Consider the following 24552-nt stretch of genomic DNA (forward strand, 5'->3'; position numbering starts at 1 on the left):
AAATAAAAATGTATATACATTTTTTTAGTACAAAGCACACAAAAAAGCACTCACAACGCCTTTGACGTTTAAGTGCTTTTTAGGAAGTAAGTAAGGCGTGATTTAATTGATCATTTAATGACTCATTTGGGACTTATTCGGCATCATCAAGATTTAAATTACGATCTATCTGCCAAATCAAAAAGCAACCAAGACTCATTAAAGAAAACATAGCAATACCGATTTTAAGTACTGGATTGACCGGAAATAGATTCAACAATAAACCGCCAAAAATACCCACGGAGAACATAAGCGAACCTTGCAATGCACTTGCCATACCTGCGCGGCGTTTTTGGAAGGCTAAAGCAATCGCAGAAGCATTCGGCTGCGTCAAACCAAGACCCGCAATACAAAAGAAAATACAGACCAATACTAGTGGTAGCCAGGCATCAGTACCCAAAAACAGACCTATCACGAATAGCACGCCTGCAGAAATAACCTGCATCATCGCACCAAAACGCAGAATACTCAGGATACGAAAGCGATTGGTGAGCCATTGGTTCAGCTGCGTTAAAGCGACAAAACCAGCCGCATTCATGCCAAAGAGCCAGCCAAAATGGGTCGCCGATACCCCATACGTATCCATGATCAATTCAGAAGCCGAGCTGATATAAACAAACATCGCTCCCATCAACAGACCGCCACCAATCGCAGGATAGCTAAAGGTGCGATCTTTCAGTAAGTCCCAGTATTGACTCAGGACTTCTTTGGCGGGACGCACATTACGGTTTTCTTCAGTCAATGTTTCAAAAAAGAAAAATTTGGTGAGTAATAAGTTGAGCGTGCCAAAAGCGGCTAAAAACCAAAAAATAGAGTGCCATGTAAAAAAACGCAAAAATACTGCACCAAGTGATGGCGCTAATATCGGCGCTAAACCCATCACCAATATCATGATAGAAAAGGCTTTGGCAGTTTGTTTGGCTGTTAGGCGATCGCGAATCGCGGCACGGGTAACCACAGCCCCCACGCAAGCCCCCAGTGCCTGAAGGGTGCGTCCCACAAACAATACATATTCATCATTTGTGGTTGCACAGATGATGGATGCGATGACATACAACGTCATACCTATATATAGAGGTTTGACGCGACCAACACGATCACTAAACGGGCCATAAAACAGTTGACCAAACACCAAGCCCAAAAAATACGCTGGCACAGAATTGGCCATAAAGGCAGTGGATACACCAAAGTCATCTGCCATCGAGGGTAATGCTGGCAAATACATATCAATAGACAGCGGCCCTACTGCCACTATGAGTCCGAGCATCATGATCCATGCTACAGGCAAATCGGCAGAGCGCACTCGTTCAGAGGCAAGTGGTTTATTGGGCAAAGAAGACTTTGGAGCAGACATAGTGAGACCGTTTTGTATAATGGTTATTATTTTATTATTCAGGCTTTGCGTGTGGCCAGTTTTTATTCAGGATAAAGGTATTCAAAATAAAAAACTGGCAGCAAATCAATAATGCATATTTATGCACAGATACACAAGCAGACAGTGTTATATCTTACTGTCTGCTTGTATTTCAATAGCCATATGATGTTAATAAAACAAACACTAACAACTTCTCAAGAAATGTCTAATATTCTAACGGAATTGGCGCTTGGCAAATGCAGTGCTGGCTTGCTTAGCTTTTCTGAGCGCAAGCTTACGGTTGCGACCTAACATCATCTTTAGCTGCCAGACTTTTTCTTGATATAACGTCAACGCTGATTGTTCGTACATCGCATTGATGACACGCTTACTGGCCAGTACGGCATCTGGTGAGCGCTCTGCAAATTCAGCAGCGAGCTGTTGTGCTTGTGCTAAGGGTGTCTCGCTACAGTGACTGACGAGACCTAACTCTTTGCCTTCGGTTGCATCAATCGTACGGGCACTCATCGCCAGCTCTTTTAAGACATCGACGCGAACCACGCCCAATGCCGACTGAGTCAATCCCATATCAGGCACGAGCCCCCACTTGGCTTCCATAATAGACAAGTTACAATCAGGATGACTGATGCGCACATCACACGCCAGCGCCAGTTGTAGCCCTGCACCAATACAATACCCTTCTAATACCGCAATCACAGGGACAGGCACATCACGCCAAACCAAACAGACACGCTGAAAGAGGCTCTGCCAAGGTTTCATTAACTCCCAAAGTGCAAAGGCTTTGTTTTTTGGGTGGTTTAAATCGCTCAAATCGATACCTGCACAAAACGTATCTCCAGCACCATTCAAAATCACCGCACGTATCGTTTTATCTTTACCAATGCGACCTGCTACTTTAATCAACTCATCTATCATCTGAAAACTCATGGCATTCTTTTTTTCAGGACGGTTTAAAGTAACGGTTAAAATATGGTCAGTCACACTCACTTGTAACGTTTTATACTGGTACGTGGCAATCGCGTTCATAACAATCCTTATTAATAAATAAAATAAATATGCTGCTAATGATGCCAATATAACAGGGTTATATCTGTCATATCGCATGAATAACTGACTGTCAGGATACCAACCATCTATCTATCAATAAAAACCAGCCAATTTACAGGCAAAACCATTTGATATATTAGCTGCCTCAAATCATCTTCCACGTCATATCATTTTCACTCAGACGATGATAATTCAGCTGCGCATAAGACGATAAATCTAGCGCTTGTAAGTTATTTAATGCCGTTAATAACGCTTCATAATAGGGCTCAAGCATCACAAACTGTGCAGGCGTAGTGTGCTGAATATTCAACAAGCTCTTGTCTTCCAAATCTTGGCTGGCCTGACGTAGCTCTGGTACACCAGTATAGCGACTACCGCCTAAGATACGATGGGCAATTTGTGCAAGAGCACTACGGTCACGGGCATCCCACGCTTGAGTGAGGGCGCGCTTTTCCTCATTGATCGTATCGAGCATCATAATTATAAGCTTGGCTGCGAGATCCGGTTTATTCGCTGAGCGAGTCAGCGCATCTTGCCAGTCTAAGATATGGGAGGTGCTCGTATCATTAGCGCTTAGGTCGAGGTTTATGTGCTCGTCTAATTTATCCTCGGTACTTGCTAGTACCTCAGGGTTGCTGCTGCCTGATATTTGGTACGGAGGGTACAGTAGCGATGCTTGTCTTTGCTGTTGATAGCGCAAGCTTTCATAGCGTGGCTGGCTTTCGCGCAGCGTTCCTTGTCTATAGTCCTCACGAGGCTGGCTATCCTTTAGATAGTCATCACGGATTTTTTTTAATGATAACGGTCGGGTTACTTTTTGCTGATTGACAGCTTCGGACACCTGACCATGATAATCGTCACTACCTTTAACCATCGGATAAGCCGGTGCTGTAGTGCCTACATACGAACCTAAAGGTTTTTCCACAGCGGTATTCGTTAAGGGGTCACTTTGTACATCAAAACCTTTTGCATCAAAATCTTTAGTAGCGATATCAGTACTGACATCAGTACCGATATTTTGAGTACCAGTATTTTGAGTACCAATCTCTTGCTCTGCATTGGCTTCAGTCACAGCAGTTAACTGCGGCACTGTCGTCGTGCGTCCTAGCCATTTTTGTAGCACTTGTAACAACTGTGGTTGGCTAATGGGCTTACCCACATAATCGTTAATGCCACTCGCCATGAGCTTGTCGCGCTCGTCAGCCAATCCATGTGCTGTCAACGCAATAATGGGAATACGATTATCAGCATTCTCGATATTACGAATCTGTCGAGCGGCTTCATGCCCTGACATCCGCGGCATTTGTATGTCCATAAATATCAAGTCGATGCTGTTTTTATCTTGATTACTGGTTTTACTCTGAGCATTGGTTGTACTCTGAGTAGTGCTTTTGTCTTCATTATTGTTATCTTCAGAGTATAGGGAACTGTTGGCGGCTTTACCCACTTCGTCGCGCGTTTCCGCTTTTGAAATTTGGGTCTTTTTCGATAAACTTTGCTTATCAGCTTTGGCTGTTTTGATGTTTTTGGTTTGTTGCTTGCTGATAAGCTCTATGGCTTCAAAACCACTATTCGCCGTAATCACCTGAATGCCAAGCTCACTGAGTAAGGCATCGAGCACCAATAGGTTAGGCAAATGGTCATCAACTGCCAGCACGGTCACCCCTTTCCAGCGCGGTTCTTGCATATTTTTGGGTGCGTTGCGCTTCTGCGTATCAAGCATACCGTAGAGTTGGCGTTTGTCTAACGGCTCATACAATATATTGGCATGATAACGATTTAACAGTGCTTGATCGGCAGCGACCTGATAACCAAACACCGCCAGCTTGCCTTGATAATGCAGACGAATCTGTTTGAGCAGCGCCATCATATCGTCTTGCGTGTCATCATCGACGATGACCCAATCCCAATAATTGCCGCGCTCTTTTAGTGACTCAAGCACGCCTGGCAACGAATTGGCTTGGGTCAGCTTAATCGGTAAGTATTGCAAGCTGGCTTTGAGTACCTGTATCGAAGCAGGATGATTAATCCATACCAACACATTGAACTCATCGGTGGCACTCGCCAGCGGTGCTAACACGGGTAGCGCAATCGTCTGCCCAGTAGCCGCCTCTAGCACATCGACATGGGCTGGCATTCGAAACCAGAACGTCGCGCCTTGATTGGCAATGTTTTCTTGTGCATTATCATAAAAACCAATATCACCGCCCATCAAACGGGTTAGTTGCTTGGAGATAACTAGGCCTAAACCTGTACCACCATACTGGCGGGTAATTGATGGATCGCCTTGGCTAAAGCTTTGGAACAGCATTTTTTGATCGGCTAAAGAAATACCTTTACCACTGTCTTGTACGCTAATCATCAAGTAATTGTCGCGATGGTCATCTAAGCTGACACGCACCACCACATCGCCACTGTCTGTGAACTTAATGGCATTGCCCACAATATTGGTCAGTACTTGTTTGAGGCGCAAGGCATCGCCATTGACGCGCATGGGCACATCATTATAGAACAGCACCGCCATGCGCAGCCCCTTTTCTGAGGATACCGGTGACAGCATGTCGACCACATCATAGATGGTGTCATACAAATCAAACTCATGGCGGTCGAGCACCAATTTGCCCGCTTCGATTTTAGAAAAGTCCAAGACATCATTCACTAAAGCGAGCAAGTGTGCCGACGATTTGCGTATGGTCTGCACATACAAATCTTGTTCAGGATTGAGCTCGCCATGACGCGCCAGCAAATTAATAAAGCCGTCAATACTATTTAATGGTGTGCGCAGTTCATGGCTGATATTGGCCAAAAACGCAGATTTGGCTTGGCTGGTTGAGATGGCGGCATCACGTGCATTTCTAATAGAAATGTTTTGCATTTCCATCTCATCAAAGGCCAAACGCAAGTCATCTTCGGTTTGCTCAGCATGGTCCTTAAGCTCTTGAAAACTACCATGCAAACGTCGTAGAGTCCTAACTAAATCCTGTTGTAATAAATTCAGCTCACCAGTTGACTCGACCGAAGCGGGTTGGTAGAGATTGTCGACATGGGTACGTTGTAATTGCAGGCGCAACTCATAAATTGGTGCAATCCAACGTTTTGAATAAATATTCAAACTTAGCAACAAGATTAAAATAGTAAACAAGCCAGTAATGACCAGTGCCATGGCGATACGGTAACGGGCGATATAGAGCGGCTCGTTGTCCATATCAATCATTAACCACAGCTGCTGACCGTCAAAATCACCCAGCATGCTGCCATAGGCGGTACCGATAGGTGTTGGCTTTTGCGATAAAAACTCCCCTGTCGTGGCGATCAGAGGCCACGCTTCATTCGCCCCATAGCCTACCGTCACCAGTACTTGATTGCCCTCGTCAATAATCGCAATACGCTGTACATGCTGCTCAGACTGCATACGCCCAAGCCTATCTTGGAGGCCGCTGAGTGTAACAGCCGATTTTTGCGGTGTCTCATTTGCCTCACTTGTATTGATCTCATCTATCGCTTGCTGACGCTGCTGCTCTAGTAGTTCGGGAATACGCTCGGCAATCGTGGGTGTATAACGAATAAGCATCGCCTCTGCTAACGCTTCTTGCTCTGAGTTGCTGGCACGCATGGTTTCGTGAAAGACCAAGATACCACCGACCGCTGCTAATAAACAGATCGGCAAAAACACCAATATAATCAGCTGACCATAAGCGCTACTGGTATCAAAACGTTTCTTGTATGCCATACTGGGGTTACTCTCCACTGATATTTTTGCGATAAATACTCATGCTGCTTTCACGTCTTATGCCGCAGCCAATAACTGGTGCTCGATATTATCTTAACAGTATTTTATGAATGGCTGTTAAACATTCATCGCGCGTACCTCAACCTTTATAATCCCTACGAGAGAACCTCTATCCATTGATAATTTTGACAGTATCCATGTTCAAGTATTTAATATCAGTAGCAATGCATTTACCAATAATATCTGATGTCATCAGCGCGGCTGAAAACAAAATGATATAATGACGCAACTTTTTATTTGTCATCATTTATACCTCGTCATATGACCAGATTAACGGCGTAATTATGACCCTCGCACTGATGATTGACTGGCTGACGATTGAGTAACAACCTTTATAGTAGCAGTCTCAGAATTTATAGGAATGGTCTCAAGCGATTGTTGGACGATAACAACAGTGTGTTAATCAGCAAGCCGTTATTTAAAACGCTGTGCTTCAGACGACTGTTAAATGAATAACGCTCTAAAAAATACCTAATATTAAAGAAATTGTCCTCTAAAAAACCAATAAGGATACCTTATGTCCACGACGACCACGTCAAATGCCAACTTTATCACGCAAGTGACTGCCCTTGCCGATTGCGTCGGTCAAACACCATTGGTGAAACTTCAGCGTCTGCCTGAGCAGGAGCACATTACAAACGACGCGGTTTTGCTCGCCAAACTTGAGGGCAATAATCCTGCTGGCTCTGTCAAAGACCGCCCTGCTTTTAATATGATTTACCAAGCAGAACAGCGCGGCGACATAAAGCCTGGAGATATGCTGATTGAAGCCACCAGTGGCAATACAGGCATTGCGTTGGCTATGGTCGCTGCGATGCGTGGCTATCCGATTACCCTACTGATGCCAACCAACTCGACTCAAGAGCGCAAAGACGCCATGATTGCTTATGGTGCGACGTTGATTGAAGTGGACGAAGGTATGGAAGCGGCGCGTGATTTAGCATTACAGATGCAAACGGATGGCAAAGGCATCGTCTTAGATCAATTTAATAATCCTGATAACAGACAAGCCCATTATCTAACGACAGGGCCTGAGTTATGGGCGCAAACAGAAGGTAAAATCACCCATTTTATCAGCTCGATGGGCACGACTGGCACCATTACTGGTGTCTCGCAATACCTAAAAGAACAAAACCCAGCGATTAAAATCATCGGGCTGCAACCTGACGAAGAAGCGTCTATTGCTGGTATCCGCCGTTGGCCTGCCGCTTATATGCCGGGTATTTTTGATGCAGACTTGGTCGATGAAGTGATGGATATTGACCAACATATCGCTGAAGTTTATATGCGCAAACTGGCCAAAACCGAAGGTATCTTCGCGGGTGTATCTTCAGGCGCCGCTGCATGGGCTGCCGTACAGGTGGCTAAAGAAAATCCTGATGCCGTTATCGCCTTTATTGTCTGTGATCGTGGAGACCGTTATTTATCGACGGGGCTGTATAGTGTCGATGATAGCGTAGACAATGCAGCACCATAATCTCGAAATTAATTAGGTTTATCTATGTCACACGCCCTACCCTCCGACCCTATATTGGTCTTTGATATTGAAACTGTCGCGGATACAGCTGCCGCGCGCCGTATTTACCCGCAGCTGACCGATCTAAATGATGCGGACGCACTGAGCGCATTGACAGCGCTACGTACACAAGAGGCTGGGCACGATTTTATGCGTTTGCCGCTGCAACGTATTGTTTGTATTTCGGCGTTATATATAAAAGATGGCAAGTTGTCGTTATTTTCGTTGACTGCAGATAAGTTCAGCGAAAAGGAAATTCTCGTCAAATTCTTTCGAGCGTTTAGTGACATTGAAAAATTGCCACAGCTGATCAGCTGGAATGGTTCAGGTTTTGATATTCCGGTATTGATTTATCGCGCCATGCAGTATGACCTTTCAGCACCATGGCTGTTTGAAGAAGGCGAACGCATCAAAAACATGCGTTTTGATAATTATGTCAATCGCTTCCATACTCGCCATCTTGATTTGATGGACAGATTTAGCCAATACGGTGCCAGTCGCCGCGAAGCGATGGATATCGTCGCAAGCTTGTATGGACTTCCCGGCAAAACCAGTGTCGATGGCAGTATGGTTGGCGATCTTGTCAGCAATGATGATTGGCAGACGCTGTCTATTTATTGCGAGTCTGACGTGATGAACACCTGGCTAATCTATCTGCGCTGGCTGCGTTTAACGGGTCAACTGTCCTCACAAGATTTTGATGCTTGGCAGCAGCAAAGCCATGACTATCTAGCAAAATATACCCAAGCCGATGGCAGTGCACGTCATCAAGAATTTATTGCTGATTGGTCATTTACGCCGTCAGTATAAGCATGATTCTTTGTACCAATCTCTGTACTCACCTTTTCAGTTATTTATTATTTATTTAAGGCAGGTTTATGCAACCCACCGATTCAAAAACATCTACCGAAGCTGATGCAACGCTGCAGGCGAACGAGACCCAAACCATTACCATTCCGCCTAACAAGAAAAAATCCAAACCGTCATCAAAGACCCGTCGCCGTCTAAAAGAGGCTGAACCCTTACCGTTTAATATTGATGGATTGTCGCATGATGGTCGCGGAGTGGCAGTATATGGCAATGGCTTAGGCGAAGCAGAAGGTCATGCCGTAGACAAGCACGGTAAAAAAGTCTTTGTCAGCTTTGCTTTGCCGGGTGAAAGCGCTTTGGTCAAGCTTACCAATAGCCGAACCAGCTTTGAAGAAGGTGACGCGATCAGCATCACTGCCAACCCAAATCCTGAACGTGTGGTACCGCCCTGCCCGCACTTCGGTGTCTGTGGTGGCTGTAACTTGCAGCATTGGCAGCCAGATGCTCAGATTAATTTTAAGCAGTCTGTCCTTGCTGAAATGCTGATGCATCAAGCCAAAGCCGAGCCTGATCATTGGCTAGCACCTGTAATCGGCGATCGCCTCGGTTATCGCACCAAAGCAAGAATGGGTGTGCGTTATGTGACCAAAAAAGAAACCGCCTTGGTGGGCTTTCGTGAACGCTCAAGTAACTTTTTGGCTGAGCTAAATGAGTGTCATATCCTAGATCCCCGTATTGGCTTTGAGCTTGAAAACTTAAAAACCCTTATCAGCACTCTAGAGAGCCGTGACAAGATTGCCCAGCTTGAATTGGCGATGGGTGAAGAGATGCCAGAGCTACCAGATGGCAACCAGCCAGTCGCCCTCATTGTGCGCAACTTAGCGCCGTTATCTGATGCTGATGTAGAGAAGCTAAAGGTGTTTTTTGCCGCGCGCAATTGGCAGCTGTATTTACAATCGAAAGGCGTTGACAGCATCCAGCGTATCGCCTTGACGGATGCTGATGACCTGAGTCAGAAATTTGGACGTTTGTATTACCAACTGCCAGAGTACGACCTTACTTTTGAATTTATCCCAACAGATTTCACCCAAGTTAATCTATCGGTGAACCGTCAGATGACCAAACTTGCTTGTGATTTATTAGACCTAAAAGCCGGCGAACGCGTACTTGATTTATTCAGTGGTTTAGGTAACTTTAGCTTGCCATTGGCACGATTGGTTGGCGAGACTGGCTCTGTCGTCGGTGTTGAAGGTAGCGAAGCGATGACCGCACGCGCCGCTGACAATGCACGTCGTAATGGTATCAATAACACTGAATTCTATAGCCAAGACTTAACGCAAGACTGTACTGATAAGCCTTGGGCCAATCAAGGCTTTGATGCGCTATTGATCGATCCGCCTCGCTCTGGCGCGTGGGAGATTATGCAGTATCTGCCGAAATTTAACGCCGAGCGTATTGTCTATGTCTCTTGCAACCCTGCAACGCTCGCCCGCGATACAAAAGCATTATTAGAGCAAGGCTACCGTCTGACTCATGCTGGCGTAATGGATATGTTTTGCCATACCGGACATGTTGAGTCCATTGCGCGCTTTGAAAAGGTCGCTAATTAACGTTGGTTTTTTTCGCATATGCCATCGTATGAGTTATTAGGCATGCTATAAACACATTTTGCTTACTCATAGATTAGGTCAAAGTATGCTATTAAAGTAGCCGATATGTTAATCGATATGTTAATCGATATGTTAATCATAGTGACATGAGCATTACAGAGCCTCTCTTGATTTGTCCTCTTAAAATGAGATAATAATAGTCGTTCTTTCTATGCTTATTTAATCAGCATACAGCAGTTATTAACACTCATAATCTTACATATTCTACATACAACTCTATGGCTGCTAAAAATGGATTTTTAGCGGCTGTATTGATTTCTAGTTGCCGACTTATATATTGTATAAGTTTGGGTTTCGTACGTAGTAGATGAGGTTATAATCAATTCGAAATAGCTAAGAGGAGTCGGCTATGGTAAAAATTCGTGAAGGATTACCGTTGGTAGATGGACAGACCACACAAGCCGACAGTGCGACGTTAGCGGCACAACTGGTTGCGAGTCAACGCTCTCATCAGTCTGCTAATAGCTATGCTCAAATTCCACTCGATATCAAATACCAACTGGCCACTCACAAGCTGCATACGACTTTTGATCGCTCTGCACAGCATGCTTACCACAGTCATGACCCAAATCTTGAAAATGAGTATTTGGACAATCAGCTTTTAGATGATGCTCATATTCTCTCAGAAGAAGAGCTTGAAGCAATCGATCTAGACAATGCCAATATCGATGTCCCTGCGTGGTTAGATAACGTGGCCAAGCGTATCGGCCAAGAGTCTGTGCCCAACCTCAGCGCTGCCTGTGACTTTATTCGTAGTCATATGAATACCAGCGAATCTGAACGCTCCGGTGCTTATGTCACTGGTATCGGTATGACCGATATATTGACCTACCTCTATCAAGATGAAGATGCGCTGGTTGCTGCGATGCTCTATCGCAGTGCCCGCAAATCAATCATCAGTCTGACTGAAATTGAGCAAAAATTTGGCAAAGACATATCGACCTTGGTCAAAGATACTTTGGCAATGGGTAAACTGTCGGAAATTATCGAAAGTAACAAACGCTTAGAAGATCACTTCGTAAACAATCAGCGTGACCAATTATCAAACATCTATAGCATGCTCATCTCCGTCACCAATGATGTGCGTGTGGTGCTTATTAAGCTGGCTGAACGTACCTTCGCCATGCGCGAATTGACCTTTTCTCACTTAGAGCGGCAAAATCGAGTGGCACGTGAGGTCATGACGATCTATGCGCCACTGGCCCATAGATTGGGTATCGCCCAACTAAAATGGGAGCTTGAAGACCTCGCCTTTCGATATCTCGCCCCTGAACGTTATAAAGAAATAGCCAAGCTGTTGTCAGAAAAACGCAGCGAACGTGAGTCTTATATTCAGCGTGTGCAAGATAAGCTCAATGAAGCCTTAGCAGAAGCGGATATCGCGGGTGAAGTGTCAGGACGCGTCAAGCACATCTATTCTATTTATCGAAAAATGAAGCTCAAAGGCTTATCCTTCGATCAGCTTTACGATATTCGTGCGCTGCGTGTGTTAGTGACCAATACTTCCGACTGTTACCACGTTTTAGGATTGGTACACGGTCTGTGGCGCTATATCCCTGAACAGTTTGATGACTATATTACCAATCCTAAATCAAATGGCTATCGCTCGCTGCATACGGCGGTGATTGCCGAAAACAAATCGCTTGAAGTACAGATTCGTACCCATGAGATGCACTTTGAGGCTGAGCTTGGCATGTGCGCGCATGTCAACTATAAAGAAGGGCTAAAAAACAAAAAAGACAATTATCTCAACCAGAGAATCAGCTCATTGCGTCAACTGCTTTCTATCAATAATGAAACACGCAATCAGCCACGCTCATCCATGTTGACTGGTGATGAGCTAGAAGAAATAGAGTTCGACGAAGAAGAGCAACTGGTTGATTTTGATGAGCTTGAGCGCATTTACATCTTTAGTCGTGACGGTGATATTACCGAACTTCCAAAAGGCGCGACCGTCCTTGATTTTGCCTACTATGTACATACCCAAGTCGGTAACCGTGCGCAAGCCGCTCGGGTCAATCAACGCTATGTGCCTTTGACTTATCAGCTCAAAACTGGTGAGCAAGTTGAGATTATTACCAAAGCTTCTCGCGAGCCCAATCGTGATTGGCTGGTTGCCTCACTTGGTTATATTCATACCAATCGAGCACGCTCAAAACTGCGCCAATGGTTTAACAAGCAAGACCGCGACAAAAATATTGAGATCGGTCGGCACATGCTGAGTAAAGAGCTGGAGCGTTTATCCGTCCACCCCAACAGTATTGATTTAAATGATTACACTCAGTTTTTTCACGTCAATAATACAGACGACGTCATTGTTGGTTTGGTCACAGGTGATATCAGCCTAAACCAGCTCACCAGCCATATCTCTCGTCAGCTACACTTAGAGCCAGAGAGACCTGAGGAAGATTTCACACCCAGTGTCGATGCTAGAGATGCTGGCAAAATTGATGCCTATAAAATTCATATCGACGGTCTGGACAATATCGAAGTCAACTTAGCAGGCTGTTGTCATCCTGTACACGGTGAGCCGATTGCAGGTTACATCACTTTGTCACGCGGCGTTAGTGTACATAATCGGGGCTGTCCAGAATATTTGCGCCTTATTGAACGTGACCCTGAGCGCCAAATAGATGCTGCTTGGCGCGTAAAATCAGGTCGTTACCAACCCGTAGACATTCATGTAGAAGCTTATGATAGACGTGGATTGTTGCGCGACTTAACTCAAATTATTGACAAAGAAAACGTCAATATTCGTCAAGTTGAGACCCTGAGCAATGATGACAATATTGCCTTTTTAAAGTTTCATATTGAGGTGTCAGGATTGGCGCATTTGTCCAAGCTCTTAGCCAAACTTGAACAGCAGCATGGCATATTACATGCACGGCGTGCGGTTGCTTAAGTAAAACGCTAAGGCTTTGCGCAAACCTATCCATTTAATAATCGAGTTATTACCAAAAATACTATGCCTGAATTGCCTGAAGTAGAAACAACCAAAACCAGCTTAACCCCTTTATTGGGGCAACAAGTGATTGATGTAAAAGTATTCCAGCCAAAGCTGCGCTGGTCTATGCCTGACGACTTAGATGCCTTGGATGGTTATACCTTAGGCAGCATCGAGCGACGAGCGAAGTATTTGATATTAGAATTTTTACCGCCCTTATCTAAGCATAACGCTACTGCTGAGCTTGCTACATTGGCACCGCGGCAGCTTCTCATTCATTTGGGTATGTCCGGTAGTTTACAGCAGCATAGTAAAGGTACAGAGAAGCGAAAACATGACCATTTAGTGATGGTATTTGGTAGCACTGATAAAAAGCAAATACAATTACACTATCATGATCCTAGACGCTTTGGCTCGGTGCTGTGGCATGAGGATTATGGTGCTAAGCTGTTAGATCACTTGGGTACTGAGCCTTTATCAGAGGAATTCACTGCTGATTACTTGTATCAGCTCATCCAACGCACGAATCTATCTGATAAAACCGCCATTGAAACTACGGTTGGTAAAAAAACAGTGAGTAAAGCTACATCGAAAAAGCGTCCAATCATGCGAGCCATCAAATCCGTCATTATGGAGCAGCAAGTGGTCGTTGGCGTTGGCAATATATACGCGACCGAAAGCCTGTATCTATCAGGGATTCATCCTGCGACCCCTGCTCATCAATTATCATATGATGATATTTTTATTTTGGTCGATCATATTAAGAGCATTCTACAAAAAGCGATAGCGCTGGGTGGCTCGACCTTACGAGATTTCACGGTCGCTAGCGGGCAAACCGGATATTTTCAACAGACTCTAAATGTCTATGGTAGACAGGGTGAAGCTTGTCCGCACTGTCAAACGACGCTAGAAAATATCAAGCTAAATGGACGTGCTAGCGTTTACTGCCCCAACTGCCAGCCCTTAGCGTAGTAAGTAAAATGCTACGACATACTTGATAAGTATTAATGCTATCAAGCCTCACTGATACAGTAGAAAATATTTTTTAAGGTGAGTAAGATTGATGATTACCGTGGCTTTATCACACGCATTTTTGTTGCTTATTGGCCTACGTCTTGCTTTAATAGTGAAAGAGCTTACATAAATAGTGCAAACCATTTATTTATCTGTAATAATTAATCTATTTATCGTTGCCGCATTGCTTGTATAGGGAAATTGTCTCTGTATAAAAATAGCAGCAGCCATCCATTATACTGCTTACGAGTTTTAGGATATCATTATGACTGTTAAAGCCCATACACAGCGCACCGTCAAGCGCAAAATTTTTACCCTGATTACAAGCGTAAGCTTGATTGTGGCCAGTATGCAACCTGCTTTGGCAGCGATAGAAATTGATGAAGATGACTTTGGGCCTTCTTATGGCACTATGGCAGTAGATACTATCGTTGGCAAGCCACTGGGTTTAGTGACTGCCGTGGCTGGTACGGCAGCTTATATTGTCAGCCTGCCTTTTTCTCTAATCGGTGGTAACGCTGATCAAGCTCAGCAGAAGCTATTTGTAGAGCCTTGGGATGCGATGGGACGGTGTTTAGGCTGTACGGTTGCCGAAGACAACTACTATAAGTCACAAGTCAGCGATAACAATATCGTACGTATTGTCGTTGATCAACCGTCAGAGATTTTGATCAATACAAATGATTATGTGATAGTTACCCCTTAAGACAATCACTCCATCAAGCGATCATTCTACAAGATGAGCATCTGCTAAATATTCAAATTTATTTCAACACTGTCTAATTACTATTTACAACCAACTAATTACTACCAACAATTATTTATAGACCGACAATAAAAAAGGCTAACATAATGTTAGCCTTTTTTTTAGAAACTTATTGGTACTAATATAAGCTACTAAGCACCTTTCTTACGACCATGACGCTTACGCTCACTTTCAGTCAAGTAACGCTTACGTAGACGAATCGCTTTAGGTGTTACTTCAACCAATTCGTCATCTTGGATGAACTCAAGTGCTTGCTCAAGCGTAAACTTAACTGCTGGAGTCAACGTCAATGCTTCATCAGTACCACTAGCGCGAACGTTAGTTAACTGTTTAGCAGTCGTTGGGTTAACAGCCATATCATCGTTACGTGAGTTAAGACCAACGATCATACCTTCATATACTTCAAGCTGTGGCTCAGCGAATAATTTACCGCGCTTTTGCAAGTTGAACAATGCAAAGCCTAGGCAAACGCCTTTAGCCATAGAAACGAGTACACCGTTAGAGCGGCCACCAACATCACCAATTTTCTGTGGACCATAATGTGAGAAGCTTGACGTCATGATTCCTGAACCTGATGTTAAGGTCAAGAATTCAGAACGGAAACCGATCAAACCACGTGCTGGCATAGTTGCTTCAATACGCATACGACCTTTGCCATCAAGTTCCATGTTAGTCATCTCGCCTTTGCGTAGACCAACCTGCTCCATGATAGAACCTTGATGCTCATCTTCAATATCGAACACAACGTTTTCATACGGCTCTTGTAGTTTACCGTCAACTTCTTTAACGATAACTTCTGGGCCTGAAACACCCATCTCAAAACCTTCACGGCGCATGTTTTCGATAAGTACAGATAAGTGAAGCTCACCGCGACCTGATACTTTAAATTTATCAGGAGACTCAGTGTCTTCTACACGTAGTGCAACGTTATGAATCAATTCACGCTCAAGACGCTCACGAATATTACGTGAAGTCACAAACTTACCATCACGACCAGCGAACGGTGAGTTGTTTACTTGGAAGTTCATTGATACGGTTGGTTCATCAACCGTTAGTGCTGGTAATGCTTCAACGTTAGCTGGATCACAAATCGTATCTGAGATATTAAGTGCATCAATACCAGTGATACAAACGATATCACCAGCTTGTGCATCTTCAACATCAATACGATCAAGACCATGATAGCCCATGATTTTTAGAATACGGCCATTACGCGTGTTGCCATGCTTATCAATGACAGTTACTTGCGTATTAAGTTTAACTTTACCACGCTGGATACGACCAATACCGATAACACCAACGAAGCTATTGAAGTCAAGACTTGAGATTTGCATGCGGAATGGTGCATCTGCATCCACTTGTGGTGGCTGCACGACATCAACGATAGTTTTGAACAGTGGCGTCATATCATCAGCTAAATCATCAGCTTCTAAACCCGCAATACCATTCAATGCTGACGCATAAACAACTGGGAAATCAAGCTGTTCATCAGTTGCGCCTAGGTTATCGAACAAATCAAAAATTTGATCCATTACCCAATCAGGACGCGAACCAGGACGGTCAATTTTGTTGATAACAACAATAGGCTTTAGACCTTGCTCGAACGCTTTTTGCGTTACGAAACGAGTCTGTGGCATTGGACCATCAACAGCATCAACTACTAGAAGTACGCAGTCAACCATCGACATGACACGCTCAACTTCACCACCAAAATCGGCGTGACCTGGGGTGTCAACGATGTTGATACGATACTCTGTATCCGAAGATTTATCTGTCCAGCGGATAGCTGTGTTTTTAGCCAAAATGGTAATGCCACGTTCTTGCTCAATATCGCCTGAATCCATTGCACGTTCAGCAATGTTTGCACGATCGCCAAAAGTGCCAGATTGATGTAATAGTTTATCAACCAAAGTTGTCTTACCGTGATCAACGTGGGCAATAATTGCGATGTTACGCAGGTGTTTGATATCGTTCGCCATATAAAATGCTCTTTTCGTCTTAAAAAAAATGCAGTAGCAGTAAGCACCGCTGGATAAACTTTTACCATCAACCAGAGAGATATGACTACAAGACTTTTAAATGAGTACACAATAGGAGAATTCATTTAATTAATAGTAGTAAAATCAGATACCTATGCTGGAAAATCCATCGTACAGATAGCTATGCTAATGTACACTTTGTCAATCTACAAAGTGTTTGGGTCGATAGTATAACATTATTACACGATAAATTTATGTAATAACTTACTTTTCTCAGTACATAAATAAAAAAAAGCCACCCATTGGGTAGCTTTTTTTGTAACGATATAACTTAGAAGATAACTATCTAGCTATTATTTACTGAACAACCATATCTTTAGTTTGTTCAACAGTCATAGTTTTGTCACCAGTAATGATGGCATAAACACGACGGTTCATAGCGCGACCTTCTTCAGTGTCGTTTGGTGCGATTGGTTGGTCATAACCATAACCAACTGTTGATAGACGGTTTGGAGCAATACCAAATTCGTTAGTCAACATAGATTTCACAGCAACAGCACGGGCTTCAGACAGACGTTGGTTATAACGTGCTGAAGGACCAGTTTTAGAAGCATGACCTTCTACGCGTGCAGTTGAGTTAGGATACTCACGCATTTTCTCTGCTACTTTAGCGATTTCAGGCTTGTATTGGTTTTTGATAGCTGATTTATCGTTATCAAAGAATACACGAAGTTCCATTTTCAGTTCGTCAGTAATATCTACTGGTACTGGGCAACCACGCTCATCAACAACAACATTCATTGGAGTGCCTGGGCATGCATCGATGCTATCAGGTACGCCATCACCGTCAGAATCAAGATCAGATTCAACAACAACGATTGGTGCAGTATCAACCATAGGCTCTTCCATTGGAGGAACAGCTACTGTAGGTGCTAAATGGCCACCAAGTACAACTTCTAGACCGGCTAGAGCCATGCCTTCCCACCAGTTGTTGTCGAAGTTATGAATCGCACGAGCTTCACCACGTAGGCTTAACGCGTCGTTGATGCGATACATAGCACCTAGACCTAGGTTACCGATAGTGTCTTTTGAGCTTGATACTTCAGTACCAGCGTCAACAATGTCGCCATTAGAAGCAGTGTAACGCTCTTGGTTTTCTACTTCGATCTTAGACTGACCAGCACCAACTAATACATAAGGCTTAAGTGCACCATCAGTATAACCAGTAAATTCTTCAGTACCGATTAAGAAGTTACCAGAGATCATGGTTTGTTCAACGTCAAAACGGTTGATACCAGCATCTGCAGAATCTTCAGACGCTTCGCCATTCGTATTTGACACACCATACTCTACTTGGAACTGAGTAGAAGGAGTTAGTTCAATACCTAGTGCAGCACCAGTATATAAACCACTTTCTTTAGCGATGCCGCCGTTGCTGTTACCACGTGAGCCGTCACCGATTTGATTGCCATTGGCATCTTCATAAAGGTTTTTACCAGTACGTAGGATTTCACGCTGTTTGTCAGCTGTATCACTGATATCGTCAGTAACATGATAACCAAGTAACAATGGGCTAATAGTAACGCCAGCGTTAGCTGCTAGAGGCGCAGCTGCTACGGCAACTAGAGCTAGAGCGATTTTATTCAATTTCATGGACTTCCTCCAAAGGATAATTTTAGTGATGCGTTAAGCAAAACCACTTCTCAAGATGCTCCAGAATAGACATCTTTTACGAATTTTAAATGACAAAGCAAAACTAATTTAGAAGTAGCTTAGCGATTATCGATTCAGTTTACAACTTTTTTCGTTAACGAGCTACACATTATTACACGATAATGTCGTAACTAAAACACAATAGCCAGCTTAAGTTACTGAGAACAAACACACCTTACGTTTTTTGCCTTTTGTGTATGAGTTCGCAATAGACTTTCAACCGAAGTGTCTCTGTTGGTTGAGGGTATTTTAATACAACTGGTACTTTTTCTCTATTGTTAAAACTACCTATTCACTAATTGAAACATTTTTTGACAGTAGACATATATTCTGTTTATATTGTAATAACAAACATTAATCTAATTTTTGTTATTGGCTAAAATGATAAGTACATAGAATGATTAATATCTCAGCAACCTAAATATTATTGACGAGAATATTTAAGGACTTGAATGACAGCTATCAGACACACGCATTCTGACATAGAGTCAAATAAATTATCTGTTATAGGTAATACTCGTATGGCTATATTGTATAAAACATCATCAATATACCAACAACTATCTCCTTTTAGTTTACTTAAGTTGGTTTTGGGTAGAAATAAGCTTACTAATCCAGCCGTCATAATGCAAGCGCCAAAGATTTGCTCTATAAGCACTGAACAGACTATTTTAAACGAGAAATCCACACTCGATAAGCGCGTTTTTAAATACTCATATCAAAATGGCTTTACATTAATAGAGCTCATGGTGACCGTAGCAGTATTAGCAATTATCATGATGATTGCCACACCCGCTATCTTGACACAATTGGCACGCATGGAAGCTCAGCGTATCAGGTACGGAATAACAGACACGCTAAAATTAGCGAAAGCGGAAAGTGTCATTCGTCGCCAAAACTTATTAGTGTGTTTGTCGGACGGCAATGGTTTATGTCATAAAAACAGTAATAAAACCTTGTTACTCTTTGTAGATAACAACGATAACCAGAATTTTGATAAAGGGACAGACGATTTGTTAGAAGAACAAACCTTAAACCCTAAATATGGCACTTTGCATCTGCGTGCAGCAAAACGGCATTATGTCAAATTCTATGGTGATAGCGGTAAACCACGTGGGCATTTCGGTCATTTTAAGTACTGTGCAAACTCAACATACAGCCAGGCGATGTATCAAATATCATTCAGTCAAGGCGCCAATATTACTTTTAAGCCTAATGACAGCCATCCGACTGGGTGTGGTGACTGACATGCTTTGAGGTTAAAGCTTTTAAGTTTTTTCATGCTTTAGCTATAACTGATAGCGCTGTTGCTGCTGCCAAAGCAAGCGACTTTGTAGCGGCTGATAATCTAGGAGGTGGTCAATCAGTTGTCGATGCAAACGCGACCAAGCATTAAGCGTGACATCGATTATTCCCTGCTCCACCATCATCACTATCTCACTGCCCTCAAAAACTGCTCGCCCCATATCAGCACTTTCTAAAAACTCACCTTGCACAATCGGCACCAAACCGGCATCGGGTAAGAATCGATAAATACTCTGAGGCTCGATACTATCTTGAACATTATCCTGCGTTAGTGTCAAGGCAAAACCCAATTCGTTAAATAGATACTGCTCAAACTGCCGCAAACACAAGCGCAGCTCATTAGCCATTAATGGCTGTTTTAGCCTATCTAAACTGTCTTGGTAATGTTGCCATAGTTTTGGCATCGGATCTTCGGTGGGCAATAAGCGCCATAGTATTTCGTTTAGATACAAGGCAGCATATTGATGTTGACCAGTGATGTTTTCGTAGGGAACGGCTTTTAACGTTTTCGCGGCATCGTCTTCTGGAAGCACGTCTATTTGTACGACGTGCTGAGGTGCAATATTAATCTGACTGAATGTCTTTAAATCCCGCTTACCCGTGGCAAACAGTTGTAAAGGCATAAATAAAGGCGCGCCTTTTTTACCAATCCCATGTATGACACCATGCTGCTGAGAAAATAAATAGTATAAGGCACGTTTTTCTTGGTAAGGGCGCTGGTGTAACAAATAACCAATCAATGCTTCATTACGCATCTATCATTACCTCAGCGCTGATTATAAAAGGCTAATTTTAATCGCTATTAATAGCCCAAACTGGTCAATGCACGTTCGTCATCAGACCAACCACGTTTCACTTTCACCCACAATGTTAGCATAATTTTTTTATCAAACAACTGCTCCATATCTTTACGAGCATCCATACCAACTTGCTTGATACGCTGACCTTTATCACCAATCACAATGGCTTTTTGACCACTACGCTCGACGTAAATAGTCGCATCAATAAAGGTACAAGCCTTACGTGGACGACCTGTTTTTGGATCAGTATGCGCAGGTTCATCTTTGAAACCGTCAATCTGTACCGTTAAGTCATATGGCACTTCGTCACCGGCGCTACGCATGATTTTTTCGCGGATAATTTCACTGGCTAAGAAACGCTCTGAGCGATCAGTGATTTGCTCGGTATCATAAATAGGGGCAGCAATAGGTAGATGTGAGGCGATTACTTCTTGCAGGCGATCTAGGTTTTGGTTTTTCAAAGCGGAGACCGGGACGATATCGGCAAAATCAAAACTGTCATTAAAGGTTTCCATCAGCGGTAAAACACTGCCTTTGTCCTTTAAGGTATCCGCTTTATTAATCACTAAAACTACAGTTAGATTAGTGTCGCCAAGCTTTTGTAAAACTAACAAATCATCATCACGCCATTGATCTGAATCAACAACGAATAATACCAAATCAACATCTACTAATGCAGATACTGCGGCTTTATTCATACGCTCATTAATAGCACGTACTTCATTGCGATGAATACCTGGTGTGTCAACGAATACTGCCTGCATCTCATGATTGGACAAAATACCGTGGATGCGGTGACGAGTCGTTTGCGGCTTACGTGACGTAATAGATAATTTTTGACCCAATAAATGGTTCATCAAGGTCGACTTACCCACGTTTGGACGTCCAACGATTGCCACATAGCCAGCTTTAAAATCATCAGCCATACTCGCATTATTATTTGGCGAGAAAAACTCTTCGATGGCCATATCGTTTTCTACATCGTTGCTTTCTGCCTCATTATTTTCTGAGTGCTCGGAATTTAAGTCGGCACTTTTTAATTCAGCATTTTCTAGTATTGGTTTTACGTCTGTTTTTTGGGTCATAGCGTTGGTATTATCTTCATTGTTTGATGGCAAGTCAGTATGATTGCTCATAGGTTTATCCTGTGGGGTTTATCATCAGCTCAACAGTTCTACTGCTATCTAAAATAAAGTAGTATCAAATAAGATAGCAGCACCATGCTTGGCTTGAGAATATTTGCGGTTTTAAAATAAGTATTATTTAAAAATAACCCTTACTTAAAAAATATTATAAATTCATTTTTTGGTTAGAACATGCTTGGGATATCTAGATTACGAGCGAGTTTTAGGCAAGCTTGGGAGCTTATGCAGTTGATTAATCATCAGCTCTGCTGCTTTCTGTTCAGCAATACGGCGACTTTCACCCGATTCAGTAATATCAGGGCAGTTACTGATATTTACCTGACAGCGCACCACAAAAATTTGATGCGGTGCATTGCCACGGGTTTCCATAAGCTCATAATGCGGCAAATCAAATTGCTTAGATTGTAGCCATTCTTGCAAGCGGCTCTTAGCATCTTTTAGAGCTTTTTGGTCATTGACATTATCAATCAGGTCTCCATACCATGAGAGCACGCAATCACGAGTAATAGTCATATCCTGACTGTCTAAATAGATAGCACCAATCAGCGACTCTACAGCATCTGCTAATATAGAAGCACGATTACGACCACCACCTTTACGCTCCCCTATCCCTAATATTAAATGATTGGAAAGCTCTAAATTTTGAGCAATGATGACCAGCGATTCTTGGCGTACCAAAGTGGCACGCATACGCGTCAAACGTCCTTCGTTTTGACTGGGATAACGATGATATAGAGCCTCACCCACAATCATACCCAATAATGCATCGCCCAAAAACTCTAAACGCTCGTAGTTTTTTTTGCTATCAAACGAGCGATGAGTCAGTGCCAGCTTGGGAAGTGTTAGATTATTAAACACATAACCCAGCTTGCGCGTTAATATGGCCAAGCGTTGGATGAATTCTGAGCTAACAATAAGCGTGTCGACAGACGTGTTATTTGTTTGGGGAGTAGGAACCGCCTGAGAGTGCTGCGAAGTTGGTTTCATGCGTGGCTTGTGGTTATCCCTTTTGTTTTACTGAGGTAATTGGTTAATAATGACTGGTTAATAACGATTAATTAATAAAAAATATGGTCGTAAATGATGTTTGACGAATAAATAAGAAATGAGCTATATACTCATTCAGGCTACTCTGCCATGGTTGCGTCAATATCACCTTCGAAGCGATTGACAATATCGACATTACCGAAAAGGTTATTGGTTTGTTCGTATTTCTTATAGATAGCTAGCTGACCCGTCTTTTTATTAGTGAAAGTAAACACGTCTTCTGCATTGGTATTATAATCAGCATTGATAGATAACTGACGATTTACACGCTCAACGAATTGCTTAGCCGTTTCACCTTTGTCATTGGCTTCTTTAAGCTCCATTCCTAAGAGCTTAGTCAGCTGATAATCACCGATCTGTGCTGGTACAATAGCAATCATCAACTTGACAGCAATACCGAGAACAATGATAAATAATACAATGCTAGTCACGCTAGCGCCGCGCTGGGTAGACAAACCAGATAACTGCTGCACCATAACACCTCTCAACGGGTAAATTACTATATTTTTATTAGATACCTCAATAACACTAAGTATCCATTTATTAAACTATTAGACAGTCACAACGATTGGATATTTAACATTATCGGATCATCATAATAGTAGCACGAAACTATTGTCCATAAATAAACACGCTGTTGTTCCATGATTTTAATCAATAGAGCCATTACGCGAAAAGGTGGGTACGTTGAGACCAGGTGGCTTATGCATCCAAATATAAACGGCCTTGCCTGCTAGGTTTTCATCAGGGACAAAGCCCCAAAAGCGACCGTCAGCACTGCGATCACGGTTATCACCCATCACAAAGTAATTACCTTCAGGAACCTTAATACGCCACTCATTTCCTTCTGAGCTAACCACTTCTGGTGACTGCTGCTGCAAAAACGGCCCATACTGCGAACTATTCATACCATTCAAGTAGCGAACGAAATGCTCATGCTCACCTTGTGTTTCTTGAAAATACTGCGCCTCACCTTCTTCTTGTTGACCCATTGCTGCAGCGTTTTCTTCCGTAAGTACTTGCCCTGGTGCAATTTGTCCTGGGGGATACAGCTGTGCAGTGAGTTCAGCATTGGCATCAAAATCGATTGATTTGGTTGCTACCGGTACGTCATTGATAGCAAGCGTGCCTTGATCATAGCTGACCGTATCACCCGGTAAGCCAATGACGCGCTTGATATAATAAATACTTGGGTTTTCTGGGTAACGAAATACGGCCACATCGCCATGTTCAGGCGCGCCTGTATCCAATACTTTATTATAAGTCAGAGGTAAACGCACGCCGTAGGCATACTTGTTGACCGCAATAAAGTCGCCTGTATATAACGTCGGCACCATAGAAGATGATGGGATATTAAAAGGCTCAATCAAAAACGAGCGTACTATTAATACCACTGCCAATACAGGGAAAAAATCATAAGCCCAGCGTACCAATAAGCTCTCTTGACCGCGACCACGTGTTTTGCGCTGTTTAAACGCTAACTTATCTAATAGCCAAATAATACCCAAGCCAATAGTTAATGGCACTAAAATCAAATTAAAATCGAAATCCATACTAAATTGCCTATTAACGAGATGCTTATCTGACTATTT

The 24552-nt window shown here is 43.1% G+C and carries 17 protein-coding genes; 7 read left to right on the forward strand and 10 right to left on the reverse strand.

Annotated features, from left to right (window positions below):
• Positions 1-133: 133 nt before the first annotated feature.
• The 3 genes from JMY08_RS07635 to JMY08_RS07645 form a co-directional block, all read right to left on the reverse strand.
• Entirely contained in the window at positions 134-1393 is a 1260-nt protein-coding gene (locus JMY08_RS07635; RefSeq protein WP_189582687.1) for a multidrug effflux MFS transporter, read from the reverse strand.
• Positions 1394-1627: 234 nt separating this feature from the next.
• Positions 1628-2440, reverse strand: a complete 813-nt coding sequence (locus JMY08_RS07640; RefSeq protein WP_201592687.1) for a crotonase/enoyl-CoA hydratase family protein — start codon at positions 2438-2440, stop codon at positions 1628-1630.
• 166 nt (positions 2441-2606) lie between these two features.
• Positions 2607-6191, reverse strand: a complete 3585-nt coding sequence (locus JMY08_RS07645; protein WP_201592689.1) for an ATP-binding protein — start codon at positions 6189-6191, stop codon at positions 2607-2609.
• Positions 6192-6768: 577 nt separating this feature from the next.
• On the opposite strand from JMY08_RS07645, the gene cysM reads away from it, so the two are divergent.
• The 6 genes from cysM to JMY08_RS07675 all read left to right on the forward strand — a co-directional run bounded on the left by cysM (position 6769) and on the right by JMY08_RS07675 (position 14911).
• On the forward strand, positions 6769-7728 hold the full coding sequence (cysM, locus tag JMY08_RS07650; protein WP_201592690.1) for a cysteine synthase CysM: 960 nt from the start codon (positions 6769-6771) through the stop codon (positions 7726-7728).
• A gap of 24 nt (positions 7729-7752) precedes the next feature.
• Positions 7753-8577: a 3'-5' exonuclease gene (locus JMY08_RS07655; RefSeq protein WP_201592691.1), complete on the forward strand. Its 825-nt coding sequence runs from the start codon at positions 7753-7755 to the stop codon at positions 8575-8577.
• Between the two features lie 68 nt (positions 8578-8645).
• A complete protein-coding gene (rlmD, locus tag JMY08_RS07660; RefSeq protein WP_201592692.1) occupies positions 8646-10187 on the forward strand; it encodes a 23S rRNA (uracil(1939)-C(5))-methyltransferase RlmD in 1542 nt (513 codons plus the stop codon).
• 409 nt (positions 10188-10596) lie between these two features.
• On the forward strand, positions 10597-13149 hold the full coding sequence (locus JMY08_RS07665; RefSeq protein ID WP_201592693.1) for a RelA/SpoT family protein: 2553 nt from the start codon (positions 10597-10599) through the stop codon (positions 13147-13149).
• A 63-nt stretch (positions 13150-13212) separates the two neighbouring features.
• A complete protein-coding gene (gene mutM / locus JMY08_RS07670) occupies positions 13213-14163 on the forward strand; it encodes a bifunctional DNA-formamidopyrimidine glycosylase/DNA-(apurinic or apyrimidinic site) lyase (RefSeq protein WP_201592694.1) in 951 nt (316 codons plus the stop codon).
• Between the two features lie 307 nt (positions 14164-14470).
• A complete protein-coding gene (locus tag JMY08_RS07675; protein ID WP_189582712.1) occupies positions 14471-14911 on the forward strand; it encodes a hypothetical protein in 441 nt (146 codons plus the stop codon).
• Positions 14912-15102: 191 nt separating this feature from the next.
• Here the strand turns inward: JMY08_RS07675 and typA are convergent, their stop codons facing one another.
• Together typA and JMY08_RS07685 are read right to left on the reverse strand one after the other, a co-directional pair.
• Positions 15103-16950 (reverse strand): translational GTPase TypA, encoded by a 1848-nt coding sequence (typA, locus tag JMY08_RS07680; RefSeq protein ID WP_010201777.1) that lies wholly within the window; start codon positions 16948-16950, stop codon positions 15103-15105.
• Between the two features lie 357 nt (positions 16951-17307).
• On the reverse strand, positions 17308-18603 hold the full coding sequence (locus JMY08_RS07685; RefSeq protein WP_201592695.1) for an OmpA family protein: 1296 nt from the start codon (positions 18601-18603) through the stop codon (positions 17308-17310).
• 512 nt (positions 18604-19115) lie between these two features.
• Here JMY08_RS07685 and JMY08_RS07690 point away from each other — a divergent pair.
• Positions 19116-19910, forward strand: coding sequence for a GspH/FimT family pseudopilin (locus tag JMY08_RS07690; protein WP_227679629.1), 795 nt, complete (start codon positions 19116-19118; stop codon positions 19908-19910).
• Between the two features lie 42 nt (positions 19911-19952).
• Here the strand turns inward: JMY08_RS07690 and recO are convergent, their stop codons facing one another.
• The 5 genes from recO to lepB all read right to left on the reverse strand — a co-directional run bounded on the left by recO (position 19953) and on the right by lepB (position 24513).
• A complete protein-coding gene (gene recO / locus JMY08_RS07695) occupies positions 19953-20723 on the reverse strand; it encodes a DNA repair protein RecO (RefSeq protein ID WP_201592697.1) in 771 nt (256 codons plus the stop codon).
• 47 nt (positions 20724-20770) lie between these two features.
• Positions 20771-21736, reverse strand: coding sequence for a GTPase Era (era, locus tag JMY08_RS07700; RefSeq protein ID WP_227679634.1), 966 nt, complete (start codon positions 21734-21736; stop codon positions 20771-20773).
• 366 nt (positions 21737-22102) lie between these two features.
• Positions 22103-22900, reverse strand: a complete 798-nt coding sequence (gene rnc / locus JMY08_RS07705) for a ribonuclease III (protein WP_010201782.1) — start codon at positions 22898-22900, stop codon at positions 22103-22105.
• 140 nt (positions 22901-23040) lie between these two features.
• Complete coding sequence (locus tag JMY08_RS07710) at positions 23041-23436, reverse strand: DUF4845 domain-containing protein (protein ID WP_201592701.1); 396 nt, start codon at positions 23434-23436, stop codon at positions 23041-23043.
• A 174-nt stretch (positions 23437-23610) separates the two neighbouring features.
• Positions 23611-24513, reverse strand: coding sequence for a signal peptidase I (gene lepB, locus JMY08_RS07715; protein ID WP_201592703.1), 903 nt, complete (start codon positions 24511-24513; stop codon positions 23611-23613).
• Positions 24514-24552 lie beyond the last annotated feature (39 nt).

The organism is Psychrobacter sp. Pi2-51 (assembly GCF_904846665.1).
Lineage (GTDB): Bacteria > Pseudomonadota > Gammaproteobacteria > Pseudomonadales > Moraxellaceae > Psychrobacter > Psychrobacter glaciei.